11 protein-coding genes are annotated in these 16,702 nt (G+C 35.9%); 2 read left to right on the forward strand and 9 right to left on the reverse strand.

Going from position 1 to position 16,702, the window contains the following annotated elements:
* Positions 1 to 157 precede the first annotated feature (157 nt).
* From VB776_RS23935 to VB776_RS23970, 8 genes are all read right to left on the reverse strand, one after another.
* Positions 158 to 1,873, reverse strand: coding sequence for a GMC family oxidoreductase (locus tag VB776_RS23935; RefSeq protein ID WP_323699373.1), 1,716 nt, complete (start codon positions 1,871 to 1,873; stop codon positions 158 to 160).
* A 145-nt stretch (positions 1,874 to 2,018) separates the two neighbouring features.
* A complete protein-coding gene (locus tag VB776_RS23940; protein WP_323699374.1) occupies positions 2,019 to 2,549 on the reverse strand; it encodes a gluconate 2-dehydrogenase subunit 3 family protein in 531 nt (176 codons plus the stop codon).
* Between the two features lie 257 nt (positions 2,550 to 2,806).
* Positions 2,807 to 5,050, reverse strand: a complete 2,244-nt coding sequence (locus VB776_RS23945; protein WP_323699375.1) for a GH92 family glycosyl hydrolase — start codon at positions 5,048 to 5,050, stop codon at positions 2,807 to 2,809.
* Between the two features lie 50 nt (positions 5,051 to 5,100).
* Positions 5,101 to 6,216 (reverse strand): acyltransferase family protein, encoded by a 1,116-nt coding sequence (locus VB776_RS23950; RefSeq protein ID WP_323699376.1) that lies wholly within the window; start codon positions 6,214 to 6,216, stop codon positions 5,101 to 5,103.
* Between the two features lie 119 nt (positions 6,217 to 6,335).
* The gene (locus VB776_RS23955; RefSeq protein ID WP_323699377.1) at positions 6,336 to 7,919 is read right to left on the reverse strand and encodes a RagB/SusD family nutrient uptake outer membrane protein; all 1,584 of its coding nucleotides are present in this window, start codon (positions 7,917 to 7,919) and stop codon (positions 6,336 to 6,338) included.
* Positions 7,920 to 8,035: 116 nt separating this feature from the next.
* Entirely contained in the window at positions 8,036 to 11,386 is a 3,351-nt protein-coding gene (locus VB776_RS23960) for a TonB-dependent receptor (protein ID WP_323699378.1), read from the reverse strand.
* A 273-nt stretch (positions 11,387 to 11,659) separates the two neighbouring features.
* Positions 11,660 to 12,664, reverse strand: coding sequence for a FecR family protein (locus tag VB776_RS23965; RefSeq protein ID WP_323699379.1), 1,005 nt, complete (start codon positions 12,662 to 12,664; stop codon positions 11,660 to 11,662).
* 54 nt (positions 12,665 to 12,718) lie between these two features.
* Positions 12,719 to 13,276, reverse strand: a complete 558-nt coding sequence (locus VB776_RS23970) for an RNA polymerase sigma factor (protein WP_323256590.1) — start codon at positions 13,274 to 13,276, stop codon at positions 12,719 to 12,721.
* 198 nt (positions 13,277 to 13,474) lie between these two features.
* Between VB776_RS23970 and VB776_RS23975 the strand changes: the two genes are divergently transcribed.
* On the forward strand, positions 13,475 to 14,605 hold the full coding sequence (locus VB776_RS23975) for a glycoside hydrolase family 26 protein (RefSeq protein ID WP_323699380.1): 1,131 nt from the start codon (positions 13,475 to 13,477) through the stop codon (positions 14,603 to 14,605).
* A gap of 37 nt (positions 14,606 to 14,642) precedes the next feature.
* Complete coding sequence (locus VB776_RS23980) at positions 14,643 to 15,500, forward strand: sugar phosphate isomerase/epimerase family protein (RefSeq protein WP_323699381.1); 858 nt, start codon at positions 14,643 to 14,645, stop codon at positions 15,498 to 15,500.
* Between the two features lie 67 nt (positions 15,501 to 15,567).
* Here VB776_RS23980 and VB776_RS23985 read toward each other — a convergent pair whose 3' ends face one another.
* Complete coding sequence (locus tag VB776_RS23985; protein ID WP_323699382.1) at positions 15,568 to 16,416, reverse strand: PIN domain-containing protein; 849 nt, start codon at positions 16,414 to 16,416, stop codon at positions 15,568 to 15,570.
* Positions 16,417 to 16,702: the final 286 nt, after the last annotated feature.

A 16,702-nucleotide genomic window follows, 5' to 3' on the forward strand; every position in this document is an offset into this window, starting at 1 on the left:
TCTTAGCAGTAACAAAATACAGAAAAACCCCGAAAATTGCCAGTATTGACACTTCTTCGGGGTTATTTTATTGGCAATGTGTTGATTATTAAATATTTACAAGATTAAAGGGAAGCCGAACTAATTCTTATAGGGATTTTTATTAGATTGAATTTTATTAAAGATTCAATTTTTTCAATTCTTTCACGGCAAAATCTGCTGCTCTTGCTGTTAAAGCCATATAAGTAAGCGATGGATTCACACATGAAGCTGAAGTCATGGCAGCACCATCTGTCATAAATACGTTTTTCACAGCATGTACTTGGTTATGTGCATTCAATACCGAAGTTTTAGGGTCACGTCCCATACGGGCAGTTCCCATTTCGTGAATCGCCATTCCTAAGTAAGAACCATTATCATACGTTCTTACATTTTTTACGCCTGATGCTTCTAACATTTCTTTGGCATCATTCATCATGTCGATACGCATTTTCTTTTCGTTTTCACGTAAGTCAGCATCGAATACTACTACTGGCAATCCCCACTTATCTTTAGTAGTTTTGTCGAGGTACATTTTGTTTTCATAATACGGTAAAGTTTCCCCGAAGCCACTAAAGCCAATTGACCATGCCCCTGGCTGAGTTACTTCATTTTTGTAATCTGCACCAAAAGAAAGTTCGGCTACGTTACGTTGCCAGCCCTGACGACTACCACCACCTTGGTAACCAAAACCACGTAAATAATCACGTTTGTCTGAACCGATATTACGGTAGCGAGGTATATAAATACCATTTGCTCTACGACCGTAATAATATTTATCTAAATCACCTTCCCAAGTACCTGAAGCACCTGTACGGAAGTGGTGATCCATCAAGTTATGTCCTAACTGTCCAGAATCATTACCCATACCTTCTGGGAAACGGTTTGAAACAGAGTTCATCATCAACGAAGTAGAACCAATTGTACTACCGCACACGAAGATAATTTTAGCAAAATACTCACGGTCTTGCATTGTTACTGCATCACGTACACGTACACCTGTTGCTTTTTTCTTGTTTTCATCGTACATAATTTCTGTTACGATTGAATCAGGACGTAATGTTAAACGACCTGTTTTAGCTGCTGGAGGTAAAGTACAAGATTGTGTACTGAAGTAAGCTCCGAATGGACAACCCAAAGAACATTTGTTACGATATTGACAAGAAGAACGACCAATTCCTAATTGTTCTTTTGCTGCTTCCGAAAGGTTCGCAACACGTCCCATCGTAAGGTTACGACCAGGGAATGTTTTTTCAAGACGTTGTTTTACTTCTTTTTCCACACAGAACATTTCCATTGGAGGAAGGAATTCACCATCTGGCAATTGAGGTAAACCTAATTTTTCTCCTGAGATTCCAGCGAATTTTTCAACATAAGAATACCAAGGAGCAATATCTTTATAACGAATTGGCCAATCGACAGCGATACCGTCTTTTAAATTCGCTTCAAAGTCAATATCACTTAAACGATACGATTGACGACCCCACATGATTGATTTTCCACCAACGATGTTTGGACGATACCAGTCAAAACGTTTTTCTTCTTTATATAATGAGTCTGAATCGTTCATCCAATATTTTTCCGTCATTTCGTTGTACGGATAATCACGGGCTAATTTTGGATGAGATTCTTTTTGTTCTATCGTTAAGCGACCATTGTATTTCATTTCCCAAGGGTCTTTCATAGCATTTTCGTAGCCAGTAACGTGTTCTAATTGCTTACCTCTTTCGAGCATAAGTACTTTCAAACCTTTTTCAGTTAGTTCTTTAGCAGCCCAACCACCAGAAACGCCCGAACCAATTACAATGGCATCGTAAGTCATTCCTTTTACTGCATCTATATTCAAATTTGACATCTCTTGAATTTTTTGAGCTGTGAGCTTTGAGCCATCAGCTTTGAGTTTAAACAAATAATTTGGTCTTGACTCTGAGGAATGTCAATAGTAATTTAGCAATATAATGCTAAAATCTAATAGCTCATTGCTCAAAGCTAAAAAGCTACTACAACGCCCACGCTTTTTGACCAGGCTTCAAAGGAACACAGCCTTGGAATTTACCCGGAATTGGCAAATAAGCCAATGCTTTAGTAGCACCAATTTCAGAAGTAAAATAGCCAGTTACTGTTAATTCTTTCATTCTCATAAAGAAAGGTTTGTCATTCACCGTACTCAATTTAACCATTTCGTTTTTCTGAGCTGTATCTAATTCTATAAAACCTTTACCAAACTTAGTTTTGCTGTCAGCATCTAATTTTGCCAAACCTGCATAAAACTTATCTTGGTCTTCTTTCTTGTAACAATCACGCATTACACGTACAATAAATTTCTCAGCACCAGCAGCTTTTGCACCCGGAGTGTCTGTTGTTGGAATGATAATATCAGCTACTTCTGCCAGTAATGTTTCTTGCTCAATACTAACGGCTACACTGTCTCCAGTATTGATGATTTGTCCCATTACTCCTGCCATTAATGGGGCAGAAAGTACGCCTCCCATTAGAAGGGCAACTCGTTGGACGGCTTCTCTACGGTTCATATTTTAGTTAAATAATTGATTATTAGATTTTTATAAAAAGCTGTACTCACTAGTTTTTATTAGATAGTAAAGTAAAGAAAAAAACGGTATCAATTAACGTTGAATTAAACTTTTTAATGAAATAGTTTAACTCTGCCCTGTGTTATTATGGAGTTTATGAGTTTAGGGTTTATGAGTTTATAAGTATGTTTTTAGGTTTACAAAGGTTAGTGCTGAAATTCATAAATTTTAATTTCATGAACTCATAAACCTTTAACTCATAAACTTTTACGGCTACTCATTTTCAAATTTAAAATTCCGCCTGCCATAATTTGTTGGTGTGTCAAGAAATTTTGCGTAAATGGTTTTCCGTTGAGTGTTGCCGATTGAATGTAAGGTGTTTTGGCAGAGTTCCCTTTGGCGATGATTTTAAATGTTTTTCCATTCGGTAAATTCAAAGTCGTTTCTTCAAATGTTGGGCTACCGATGATATAATTTGGTGTACCCGGACAAACAGGATAATAGCCCATCATGCTGAAAACCAACCAAGCCGACATTTGCCCGCCGTCTTCGTTGCCACTCATTCCTCCCGCAGAAATATCATATTCTTCTCTGATAATCTGACGTACCTTTTCCTGTGTTTTCCAAGCCTGATTTGCAAAAGGATACAAATACACAATCTGATTATTCGGCTCGTTGCCATGCCAATAATAACCTTGGTCGAACAGCGTATCCAATTTTTCAATAAAGCGTTTTTCACCGCCAATGTGCTTTATCAAACCATCCACATCTTGTGGTACATAGAAAGTATATTGTGCTGGCGAACCTTCTGTAATAAAACTACTTCTTTGTGCAAATGGGTCAAAATTCTTAATCCAAGTACCATTGGCATAGCGTCCACGAGCGTAGCCAGTTTTCGGGTCGATAACATTTTGGTAGTTTTTAGAACGTTTCATCAGTACTTCATAATCACCTTTCTCGCCCAATTTTTCGGCTATTTGTGCCAGTACGAAATCATCATAGGCGTATTCTAAAGTACGAGATACTTGTTCTCTTTTATGAAATGCCTGCCAAACAGAGTCTTGTAAAGGAATATAATTGTATTGTAGATATGACGCTAAAGCTCTTCTTCCTTTTCCTTCTTCATAACTTTTTTGGTCTGCATTTACTTCAAAAGCATTTTTTCGCATGAATTGATATGCAGTTTTTATATCAAAACCTTTGATTCCTTTGATATAAGCGTCACCAATAGCTGCGGTGGCATGGTCGCCAATCATGGCAGCGGTATAATTATTCCAGCATGGAAAAATAGGCAACCAAGTACCTTGTTCTGCTTTTTTGACCAAAGATTGCATCATATCTGCCGTTACTTTTGGTTCTAATAAAGTATGCAAAGGATGTACTGCACGATAAGTATCCCAGAGGTTATAATCTTCATAATAATCAAATCCTTTGGCTTGATAAATGTTATCATCGTCGGCAAAGCCTGTGTAAGTACCATCAATATCAGAGAATACTCTTGGAGTAAGTTTGGCATGATAAAGTGCTGAGTAAAACAAGGTTTTATCATACTCCGAACCTTTTACTTGGATTTTGCCCAAAGCTTTGTTCCAAGCGTTATTGGATGCTTGACGAGTTTTTGAAAAATCCCAATGATTGATTTCTCCTTCCAAATTTTTTCTGGCTCCTTCCAAACTTGTGAAAGAAGTACCAATGCGTACTTTTACCAATTGAGTGCCAAATTGGGCATAAGCACCAACCGCTTGTTTTTGTCCGTTTCCTTGTGCTTTTGTTATTTTTGAAGTGATTTCATTGTTTTTCCAAACGCCAAAATCAGTAAAAGCTTGGTCGAATTGAATGACGAAGTAACCGCTAAAACCTGCTGGTTTGCCAACACCTTGATAAATTCGGTGAACGGGATTACAACCTACGATTTCATTTTTTTCTGGATGAATTTCCACAAAACCTTCGCCTTCATCTGAATTTGGTTCAACAACAATATAATTTTCCTGATTTTGACTGAAAGTAAACTGTAAAAATCCAGCACGAGAAAGGGCAGTCATTTCAGCTTTAATATTGCCTTTTTTTAGTGTTACTTGGTAGTAAGATGGTTTTACAGTTTCAGTTTTTCGGTCGAAATCACTTCCTCTGTCTGTCGTATTTACATTTAATTTTCCAGACATCGGCATGATGGTAACACTTCCGTAATCTTGTACGCAACTGCCATTCATCCAATGTGTTCCTCTGAAACCTTGAATTTTAGTATCGTTATAATAAAATGGCGGAATACATTTTAATTCGGTTGCACGAGTTTGTGGCGTCCAAGAAGTCATACCTTGTGGCACGCCAATGGCAGGTACAATTTGTCCTTTCATTTCTGAACCTGCTTCACTGTGTTTTTTAGCACTTTCCGTAGTACTTGGAGCTGAACCAATCAGCGGATTTACGTAATCTGCGGGCTGTTTTTGTGCCATACTTCCGAAAGGCAATAACAGTGTAAAAAGAATTTTTTTATAATTCATGTTTATTTAGAATACTTAATGCGATTTTTTGGTAAATGTTATCTTGATTTTTATACTTTCAAAAACCATTTCTGACGATATAAAAAGTATAAAAAAGCTAATTGTACTATTATAATTCCGCTTGCTAATGCTACTGGTTGCCAAGTGATGGCTACTTGTTGAATTAAACCGCCAAATAAATAAAATGCTGTTGATTCAAAATTAATTAATCCGTGTGCTGCCATGTAAATTGTGATGGAATTCATGCCAATCCAAACGAATGGAGCTATCCAAAATTTGATTTCTAGTACATCAATAATTAAGTAAAAGAAAGCCATAAACAGTAAACTGAAACCACCCGAACAAAGTACGAATGAACTCGTCCACATAATTTTATTAATCGGGAAAATTGGATTCCAAATCCAAGCTAAAATAATTAAAATGATGCCAATGACTGACATTATTACTACTTTTTTGATTTTTGGAGTACTTGTTAAACGTAAAAACTGACCAGTAAAAACACCTAAAAGTGCATTGCAAATGGCTGGTAAAGTAGAAAGTAAACCTTCGGGGTCATATACTTTTCGGTGAAGTTTTCCCGGTAAAAATAATCGGTCGATATAGGCTGATAAATTGCCTTCTTTGGTGAATATTCCTGTTCCAAAATCTGGAACAGGAATGTATTTCAAGAGTAAAAAATAGCCAATAAGAATGCTGAAAAAAAGGATGATTTGGGTTCTGAGGTCGGTATAAATGAAAATAATTCCTGCGAATAAACAAGAAAGGGCAATTCTACCCAAAACACTGGCGATACGAGTATTTTCGTAGCCTTGCCATTTGAATAAACCGTTGACAATTGTTCCTAAAATGATTAAGATAATTGCTCTCTTGAATAAACTTTTTAGAATAAGAAGTTTGGTGTTTTGTGGATTTTCTAATTGTTTACCGATACTGTAGGGCATTGAAATACCAGCAATGAAAATAAAAAGTGGGAATATTAAATCGTAAAAGGTAAAACCGTTCCATTCTGAATGATGTAATTGGCTAGACATCCAGTTGATTATGCTATTATCAGAAGCTTTTGCCCATTCGTGAATTAAGCCTTCGCCACTAATAATCCAAAACATATCAAAACCTCGAAGTGCATCTAAGGACTGTAATCGAGTTGAATTTATACCTTTTTGCATAAGTAATATTTGTAATAATAGTCTGAACAGATTTTCAGGATGGCTCTTGAAAACAATAGCTTTGCACCAAGAAAATTCTTTGATACAAAGCTATTGATAATTGTTCAGTCAATTAAATTTTAATAACCAGGGTTTTGCGTTAATGATCTGTTTAATTGCAAAGCATTGGTTGGAATCGGGAAAAGGCGTTTTTTAACATCTTTATCCGTTTTTGCTCCCCAAGTATCTTCATATTTACCAAAACGAATCATATCATTACGGTGCCAAGTTTCCCAAGTAAATTCTCTTGCTCTTTCTTCATAAAGCTGTTGTAAAGTAACAGAAGTCCAAGGCGTTGAAGTAGTACGTTTGCTTCTTACTTCGTTTACCAAAGAAATGGCTGTTTGTCCGTTTGTCGCAGAACCACCTCTAGCAATTGCCTCAGCTTTCATCAACAATACATCCGCATATCTGAAAAGCGGCACATCGTTATTTTGATTTCTAGTTGCCGAAGTACTATCTGCATAGAATTTGTTGTTACGATAACCCATGTTCCAAGCTTTTTCATCATTACCCAAATCAAAACTAGCAGGTTTTTTGATGACAACATCTGGTGTTATCTCAACTTGATAAGATAAAGCTGCTCCAGCATCTGCACCTTTGTAATCTTCGTCATAACCTTGTTTTGTTGTACTTACCATTACTGGATTGCCTTTGTAATCAAATTGTTTTCCAGTAATCCATTGCTGATTTCTTACATCTTTTGCATCGTTGAAGTACTTGTAAAATTCTGGAAGCGTGCTTGCTGCCGAACTTGGCGTAAAAGGCAAACTGTATTTGGCACGCAACGATCTTGGTAGCGAGTAACGAGCATAAAACATATAACCGTTAGGAGCGGAGGCATCATAAGGAATCGCAAAAATAAATTCCTTGATTTGCGGGCCGTTATTCACGAAAAACATTTTACGATAATCACTTTCGATAGCGTATTTCCCTGAACTGATGATGTTATCACAAGCAATAATAGCATCGTTCCAACGAGCAGTACCTGTGTAAACCTCAGCATTCAAATACATTTTCGCTAAAATGGCATAAGCAGTATATTTGTTAGGACGACCATAGGTTTCTTGACCAACTACTGTGCTTAGGTTTGGAATACTTTCTTGTAATTCTTTCTCAATAAACTTAAATACATCAGCTCTTGCAGTTGTTCTAGCCGTAGCTGTATCACCAAATTTTGTTGAAATTGGGATATTTCCCCACATATCCATCATCATAAAGTAACATAAACCACGCATTGTTCTTAATTCTGCAAGACTGGTTTTCTTTGCGTCGGATTCTGGTGCTTTTGAAATCAAGAAAATATTCTGATTACTTGTACTGATGGTACTTGTTAGCCATGACCAAGCACTTTGTACGTGTGCATTGTCTGGATTCCAAGTATGTTTATGATGTTGCTCATAACGCCCGCCATCATACCAGTTTCCACCACGTGCAGGTAAAATTGCTTCATCTGTACTCAACGACTGTAAAAACCAGTAATCTGTTGAATAATTCTGACGAAAAGCATTATAGGTAGGACCCGCAGCTTGAATAAACTGAATTTGAGTCTGAGGGAAAATATCAGGCGTCAGTTGTGTTGTTACGGGGACGTCAAGGTCATGGCAAGCCATTAATCCACTTATGCTTGCAATGGTTATTATCAATTGAAATATTTTTTTCATCTGTTTCTAGCATTAATAGTTTTGAACAGTACACAATTCTCTAAGAAGAATTTCTCTAAAAGCATTATTTATTCAGTAATTGCTTCTAGGTACTGTTTGAATTATTGTAAATGTTTTTAGAATGAGGCGGAAACACCAAACAAGAATGTACGTGTTTTAGGATAGAAGTTGTTAGCATCTACACCAGGAGCTGTACCACCTTGGTTGATTTCAGGGTCGATACCTTTATAGCCCGTAATCACAAACAAATTGTTTACTGAAGCATACAAACGAATACGTTTAACGTTTTTAGTAATGTTTTTGAATGAATAACCCAAAGTAGCATTATCTAAACGTAAGTAGCTACCATTTTCTAAGAAACGTGATGAGTAACGATAAGAGTTAAAATCGTTTGCTGATTCTTCGGCAACTTCAACAGGAATATTGGTAAATCTCGCTGTACTTGGTCTGAACAAATCTGCACGAGTAACATTCATGATTTTGTTTCCTAAAACTGCCCGCATGAAAATATTCAAGTCGAAGTTTTTGTAAGTGAAATTATTCGACCAACCTAATAACAATTTAGGTTGTGCATTTCCTATGGCTTTGTAGTCTTTTACGCTGACAGGTTTGGTAGTCAATTCACCTTTTGCATTGTAGTATTGCGAAACACCATTAGCATCTTTTCCTGCATATTCATAAGTAAAGAATTGTCCAATTGGTTGTCCTGCTACAATCAACTGTACAGTTTCCCCAGTTTGTCCGCCACCATCAGGTGTTACAATTTTAATTGAATCTGTTTTAAGCGTTGAATTCGAAAGACTAACAATTTTGTTTTGATTGTGTGCTAAGTTGAGCGTAGTATTCCAAGAAAAGTTTTGGGTTTTAACAGCATTTACATTTAATGTAAACTCAACTCCTTTATTGCTCATTTTTCCAACGTTAGCAGTTAATGAACCATTTGGATATAAAACAGTACTTACTGGGTATGTCCAAATCAAATCTGAAGTTGTTTTATCATATACTTCTAATGTACCGCTTACTTTTCCTTTAGCAATTGCGAAATCGAGACCTACGTTAGAAGTCGCTGTTTTTTCCCAACCTAAATCTGGGTTTTCGTTTTGTAATGCACCAATCGCTGCTTGTTGCGACCCATTGTAGTAGAAAGTACCAACGTTTCCGTAAATCAATTTAGTAGTATAGGGGCTAAAGCCTGCTGAGTTACCCGTTACACCATAGCTAAGACGTAATTTTAATTCGCTGAAAACCTGTTGTTTTTCCATGAATCCCTCTTGGTCAACTCTCCAAGCAAAACCTACTGCTGGGAAATAACCCCACTGTTTGTTCAAACCAAATACCGAAGAACCATCACGACGAATAGAACCTTGTAATAAGTATTTGTTTTTGTAATTATAGTTAATACGTCCGAAATCAGAGATTAAACGTACTTGTTGATAATTATCACCACCATAATTCACTCTGAAAGAATTTACAGCATAAGGGTTACCAAGCCCTAAATTATTGTAGCCAACGGCATCTACAGGGAAATTTGTACTAGTAGCTTGGAAGCCGTCGCCGTTGATATTTTCTTGCCATGAATAACCAACTACTGCATTAATTGAATGGTCACCAATTTGCTTATCCCATGTAAGGTAGGTTTCCAAAAGGTTTTGTGTATTCTGATACGCATTTCTTGTTGCCAAACCATTTGCACCTACTAAAGTGATGAAAGATGGGTTTCCTGGAGGTTCTGGTGTGCTACGGATGTTATTATAATATTGTGTATAATAACTGTTGTAATATGCTCCATAATTCGTTTGGAAGTTTTGGTACGAGAATTTAACATCATAAGTAAAACCGAATGGCAGTTTTAACTGACCAAAGAAAGTTCCTACCAAATTCTTATATTTCAAACGTTCTTGTCCGTTTTCAATCAAAGAAACAGGGTTGTAATAACTCGATTTATTGAAGTTATCATAAAAAGAACCATCTGCATTATGTATTGGAGCCGTCGGTAAATAAGTCAACATTTGTGCTAAAACAGTGTTTCTATATGGAACCCATTTTGCATCACTCACTGAATTGGTTACCGATAAACCCAATTTTAAATTATCGTTAAATGCTTTTTGTTCGATAGATAATCTTGCAACTACACGATTCAAAGCACTTGATTTAATAACACCTTCTTGGTCAAAGTAATTGATACTTGCGTTGTAAACAGTGCTTTCGCTACCACCACCAAATGAAATATTATGGTTTTGGCTAATTGCCGAACTACGTTGAACAGCGTCTTGCCAATTGGTATTAGCACCTAAATCATCCTCTGGAGTTAAAGCTTGTCCATTTTTTGTTAAAAATGCTTTCAACTGGTTGGCATCCATCATTTCATACTGCTTAGATACTTTGTCGATTGCCATGTATGAACTATAAGAAACCTGCATTTGTCCTTTATTAGCACGTTTTGTCGTAACCATAATTACACCATTGGCAGCACGGTTACCATAGATTGCAGTTGCAGCAGCATCTTTCAAAATGTCCATCGTAGCAATATCGTCTGGTGCAATCAAAGAAATATCTGCACCCGGAACACCGTCAATTACGAATAAAGGTGATTGTGCGCCATCACGCAATGAAGATGCACCACGTAAAATAATAGCCGCAGCACGGTTAGGGTCACCACTACGAGTAATGTTTAAGCCCGGAACTTTACCTTGTAATAACTGCCCAACATCACTGATGGCACCTCTGTTCATATCTTCCGGTTTGATGGTTGTAATAGCACTGGTTAAGTTTTTACGTGATTGCGTACCATAACCTACTACTACTACTTCATCTAAACTTTGGTTTTCAACCAACATCGAAACGTTGATTACCGAGCGACCATTTACTACAACTTCTTGCTTTTGGTAACCTACAAATGAGAAAATCAAAGTATTGTTTCCATCTGGTACTGCAATTTTGTATTGACCTTTGCTGTCTGTTGCTGTACCTCTATTGGTGTTTTTTACGAGTACCGAAACACCAGGTAATACTTGTCCCTTCTCATCGGTGATTGTTCCCGTGATGCTTTGTTCGGCGATTATTTCGTTTGGGATGATTGTTTGAATGTTTTCTTTTTCAGTAACCGTTTTTTTACGAAGAAGAATACGGTTATCCATTACTTCATACGAAATATTTAATGGACTAAGAAGCTTCTCTAAAACCTTTGATAATTTATCGTCAGTAAAATCAAAAGACACAATTTGCTCTGCCTGAATGGCATTTGAGCTATACACAAATTTTACATCTGCTTTCTTCTCTATCTGGAATAATACTTTTTTAACGGTACTCGTCCCAGTTCTTAGCGTAATACTTTTATTGAGTACCTCTTGCGAAAATGCACTGTTTGCCAGAGAAATTCCGCAACAGATAATCGAGAGGAATAATTGAGTAATGGTAATTCGCATCGCTTTGGAGAGAATCTTTTTAAATGATAATTTTTTTTTCATACTTTTAACTGTTTTTAAACTGTGAAATGTGGAAAAACAAACCCTGAACATCGTCCTGATGTCACCGAATTGGCGTTTGGTGGGGTTTCTTAGGCCGATAATGCTCGTAACATTATCGGCTTTTTCATTTGAAAGCGACTATGTTTTCATGGAGTTAAAGGGAAAGTTTGAGTTATGAGTTATTAATTTGGAATTTTAAGTTGTGAATTGTGAATGATGAGTTGTGAATGGGGAGTAAAAATTATTCATTCACAACTCATCACCCACAATTCTTCACTGACATCCTGCACCGTTGATAAAAATCACCGTTCCACGCTGTTCGTAAGTAGCGTTGACCGATTTACAGATTAAATCAAGCTGGTTGTGTAAAGAAATTTCGTTTAAATCTGCCGTGAATACACATTTATTGAGTTCATGATTTTCAACGACGAATTCTATTTGATAAGCTTCTTTCAAACGCTCGAGTACTTCTGTCAGGGGCGTTTCTTCAAAAATGAAATCTAATGTTGTAGCTGGAATATTCACGATGACTGGATTTTCAACCAAGCTTGGAATCAGTTTTTTTGTTTCTTTATCAAAAACAATTTTCTGGTTCGGAGTCAGAATTACACCATTTTTATGAGTAACATTATCTTCTGAATTTTCATAAACTGATACTCTTCCTGTAGCCACTAATACTTCAATGGCTTTTGAATCATCGTAAGATTTGATGGTGAAACTTGTACCTAATACTTCAGTTACTAAATCTCGGGTATGTACAATAAAAGGTTTTGATGGATTTCTTTTTACCTTGAAAAATGCTTCGCCTTTTAAATAGACACTGCGGGTTTTATCGTTGAAATGTTCAGGGTAACTGATACTGCTTTCTGCTTTCAATACGATTTCACTACCGTCTTCTAATTTAATTTTTTGGGGTTTATTAGAGGTGTTTTTTACTTCAATAACGCCTAAATTGCTGGCGATACTTTCTGTGAATGAATGGCTGTACGCTGTAGTTTTTTGATAATAGAATAAACCGAAAATCCCAATAATCAAGGAAGCCGCCACGGCAACTGCCGTCCATTTGAAGCGGAACGCAACCATGTTTTTAGGAAATAAACTTTGCTGAATTCTTGCCCAAAGCTGCTGTTCTATATTGCTTTTTTCGCTTGAATTCAATCTAAGTTCACTATGTTTTAGCATATTATCCGACCAGTCCTTTACCAAGGCTTCCTCTTCTTTTGTGCAAGAGCCTTCAAGGTATTTTTCTAATAATTTATCGAAATCGTATTGGTTCATCTTTCGTATTTGCTGGAATTTGATGTGAAATTGTAAACAATAGGCGTTGATAAATTAATTATCAGAATGATATACTTTTAAGTTTTCTCTAAGTACTTTCAGCGATTTGGTAATATGATACTCTACCGCTTTTTCACTTAGTTCTAAACGTTGGGCGATGTCTTTGACAGATTGATTTTCAAATCGACTCATTTTAAAAACTTCGCAGGTTTTTTCTGGTAATTTTTTCAATACTTCATCTACTGCTTTTGATAAATCTGCAAAATGTACAATTTCTTCTGTAGAGAACGATTGCTGAATTTCATGGAAAATGATGTACTCTTGAAATTTTCTATTCGTGATTTGAGATTTTATATAATTGGTTGTTAAGTGTTTTATCGAAACCACCAAGTAGGCACTCAGAAAGCGAATATTCAATTGTTCCCGTTTTAACCAAAGACTCTCAAACAAATCATGAACAAGCTCTTCAGCCTCTTCTTTCGTGCCTGTTTCGTGATAGGCAACGCCAAAAAGTTTGTACCAATAACGATGGTAGATTTCCTCAAAGGCTTTTTTATCGTCCTTTTTCAGAAAGTCTATCAATTGTTCATCGCTTAATTGTGAATGCTTCATGTGATTGTTCCGGAATCAATATTTGATGTATAGTCAAACAAGTCGCCAAAATCCCTAAATGGTTTTAAAAAATATTTTTAAAATGCAATTTTAATGCTTCAGCTGTCCTGCTTACACTCAGAAAAGGGTAGAAGTCGATTTTCTACGCAATATTTTTAATGAATTATCTATTATTCACTCCATTTTAAGTTTTGAACTATGCAAAAACTATTTGTAATCTTATTACTCTGTACCGTTTTTGTAGAATCTACGTTGGCACAAATCGACGCCAAAGCCACCAAAGAAACCAAAAGACTCTACCAAAGTTTAGCAAAAATTTCCAAGAAAAATATTCTTTTTGGACATCAGCACGCTACCGAATATGGACATGGATGGGCTGGTGATGAAAATCGTTCTGATGTAAAATCGGTTACGGGTTCGCATCCTGCTGTAATTGGAATTGATTTTAGTGGTTTGTCGGGTCGCCCGAAAGAACAAATTGCCAAAACTGCGGAGGCTTTACGCAAAAGTGTAGTCGATACTTATAATCGTGGAGGTATCACAACGGTTGCTTGGCATTTTTCGAATCCTGCTTCTGGCGGAGGTTTTTATTGGAAAGATTCTGTTTCAGCAGCTTCAATGGCTTTAATAAAACCAAGAGGTTCGCATCATGAAAAGTATAAGGAAATCTTGAAAACTGTTGCAGATTTTGCTCATTCCGTCAAAGGTAAAGATGGTACTTTAGCTCCGATGATTTTCAGACCTTATCATGAGTTTGATGGCGATTGGTTTTGGTGGGGAAAAAGCCATTGTTCTCGGGAAGATTTTATTTCGGTGTGGCAGTTTACCGTTACTTATCTGCGTGATAGTCTGGATGTTCATAATTTTATTTATGCCTTTTCACCTGATTGTAAATTTACGACTGAACAAGAATTTTTAGAGCGTTATCCGGGTGACGAATGGGTGGATATGTTGGGGATGGACAATTATGCTGATTTTGGAAGAAATGGAAAATATAATATTGAACTAGGCGTAAAAAAACTGAAAATCGTATCTGATTATGCCAAAAAAGCCAATCGTTTGGCGGCTTTGACTGAAACTGGTTTAGAGTCTATACCTAATCCTACTTGGTGGACGGAGACTTTGTTGAAAGCCCTGAAATCCGAAAAAATGAATCTGGCTTACGTTTTGGTTTGGAGAAATGATGTTAAAAGTCCAACGCATTTTTATGCACCTTTTCCAGAACAAGTAAGCGTTCCCGATTTCTTGAAGTTCTACGAAGATGCTTATACTCTTTTCGAAAATGATTTAAAGTACATCTATCGTAAAAAGCGATTCTTATTTTTTTAGCATTCAATCATCCAATTCAATTATAAATTTCAAAATCATGAAAAAACAATCTTATGCTATCGCTCTTACTTTGCTATTCTTGCTGAGTATCGGCGATACTTTTGCTCAAAAAGCAAAGCCATTATTTAACTTTCCATTTGGTGTGCAGGCTTATACTTTTCGAAATCATTTCCCTGTTTCTGTTGAAAATACTTTGGATAAAATCAAAGCGATGGGCATTACGGAAATAGAAAGTAGCGGTGCAAAAGGGATGAGTAATGCCGATTACAAAAAACTTTGTAACGACAGAGGAATCAGTATTCCTTCGGCGGGCTGTAGTTATGAACAATTGGAGAGTAACCCGCAAGAGGTTGTGGATAACGCCAAGGCTTTGGGTGCAAAATATGTGATGTGTGCATGGATTCCTCACAAAGGCAATGACTTTACCATTGAGGACATTAAAAAAGCGGTACCAGTTTTCAACAAAGCAGGGAAAGTATTGAAAGAAAACGGATTGACTTTCTGTTATCACGATCACGGTTATGAATTCAGACCTTATGAAGACGGAACACTTTTCGATTATTTGGTAAAGAATACCAATCCTGCTTATGTATCTTTTGAAATGGATGTTTTATGGACACTTCATGGCAGAGCGAATCCAGAAGCTTTATTACAAAAATATGGTTCTCGCTGGAAATTGATGCACGTGAAAGATTTGAAAAAAGGTATTGTAGGTGATTTCTCAGGGCATACTCCCGCAGAAAACGATGTGGTTTTGGGAACAGGACAAGCCAACTGGCCAGCTATTTTGAAGATAGCCAAAAAGATTGGCATCAAACATTACTTTATTGAAGACGAAAGCGAACATGAATTAGAAAATGTGCCTTTGAGTATTACTTATTTGAAGGGGTTATAAGAGGGATATTTATTATTAACTGTTGTTGATTTCAACTGAAAATTACAACAGTTAATAACAAAATATTTTAATTTTCTCCATATGAATATTCTTCTTCACAACTCAAACAGATATTTCCAATCATATTTTCCTCTTCAAACTCTTCTCCACATTTTTCACAAGTAATTGTAGGTTTGAATATATGATATTCTACTATATTAATTCCATCGTTATCGTATGAACTAACAATCAAATAATTAAATCCACATTCACAACATTCTTTTACATTGTTATACTCTCCATCCCATATGCCATTGATAGCACCACATTCTATACAGATGAAATGCTCACTATTACACATTGAACAATGTCCAACTTCTATTGATTGCTTGTGCGGTTTATAAGAACTTGGTAAATTTTCAGAGAATTCAAATTCTTTTTGTTTTGGATTATAAAATGAGCCTATTCTATCATCTATTAACTCTATCTTGCTTTGGAAGTGTACTTCTGAAACCCAGTTCTGACTTACTTCACAAATTTGACAAAGAATAATATCATCATCCCATTTTGCATCATTTTGCATTTGCTCTATTATTGCAAGTTCCTCTTTTGATAAAATATCTTCTTTTATGTTATTTAATGCTTCACCTACAATTTTATAAAAATGGCTTTTAGTATTATTAAACTCATCAACTAAATCTGAATGTAAATGATTTTTACCTTCTTTCTTTTCACAAAAATCATCAGTATTATAGGAAATAAAAAAAGCATTTTCTATTGAATTTATTTTAACAAAATCCAGAAAACTGAATAATATTAATGCATCTGCATAACTATTTTTATGTTTGAATGGAGCTTTCTTCTCCAGTGCAAATTGCCCAGACTTTATAAATATTTCATCTTTTATTGAGATTTTTGTTGAATTGCTTTTAAACAAATCGTCAATAAGTTTAATATTATCACTAATTGCATTCTGGATTTCTGTCTTTTTTATTTTGAATTTTTCTAAAAAATCTTTGAAATAATCTTTGTCCTCTTCTTCCTCTTCTAAAAAACTAAGAAAGTTTCGCTCTCCTTTATCTCCTAGTAATTTTAGTATTCGATTTAGTGGGGTGGTCTATTTTTGGTTTACACTTTTTGCGAGGTTTTATTGTTTAATGTTTACACTTTTCGGCATTTTTCTCAAACCATTGCGTTTCAAAATCAAGTGGGAATTCATATTT

Source organism: Arcicella gelida (assembly GCF_034931025.1).
Lineage (GTDB): Bacteria > Bacteroidota > Bacteroidia > Cytophagales > Spirosomataceae > Arcicella > Arcicella gelida.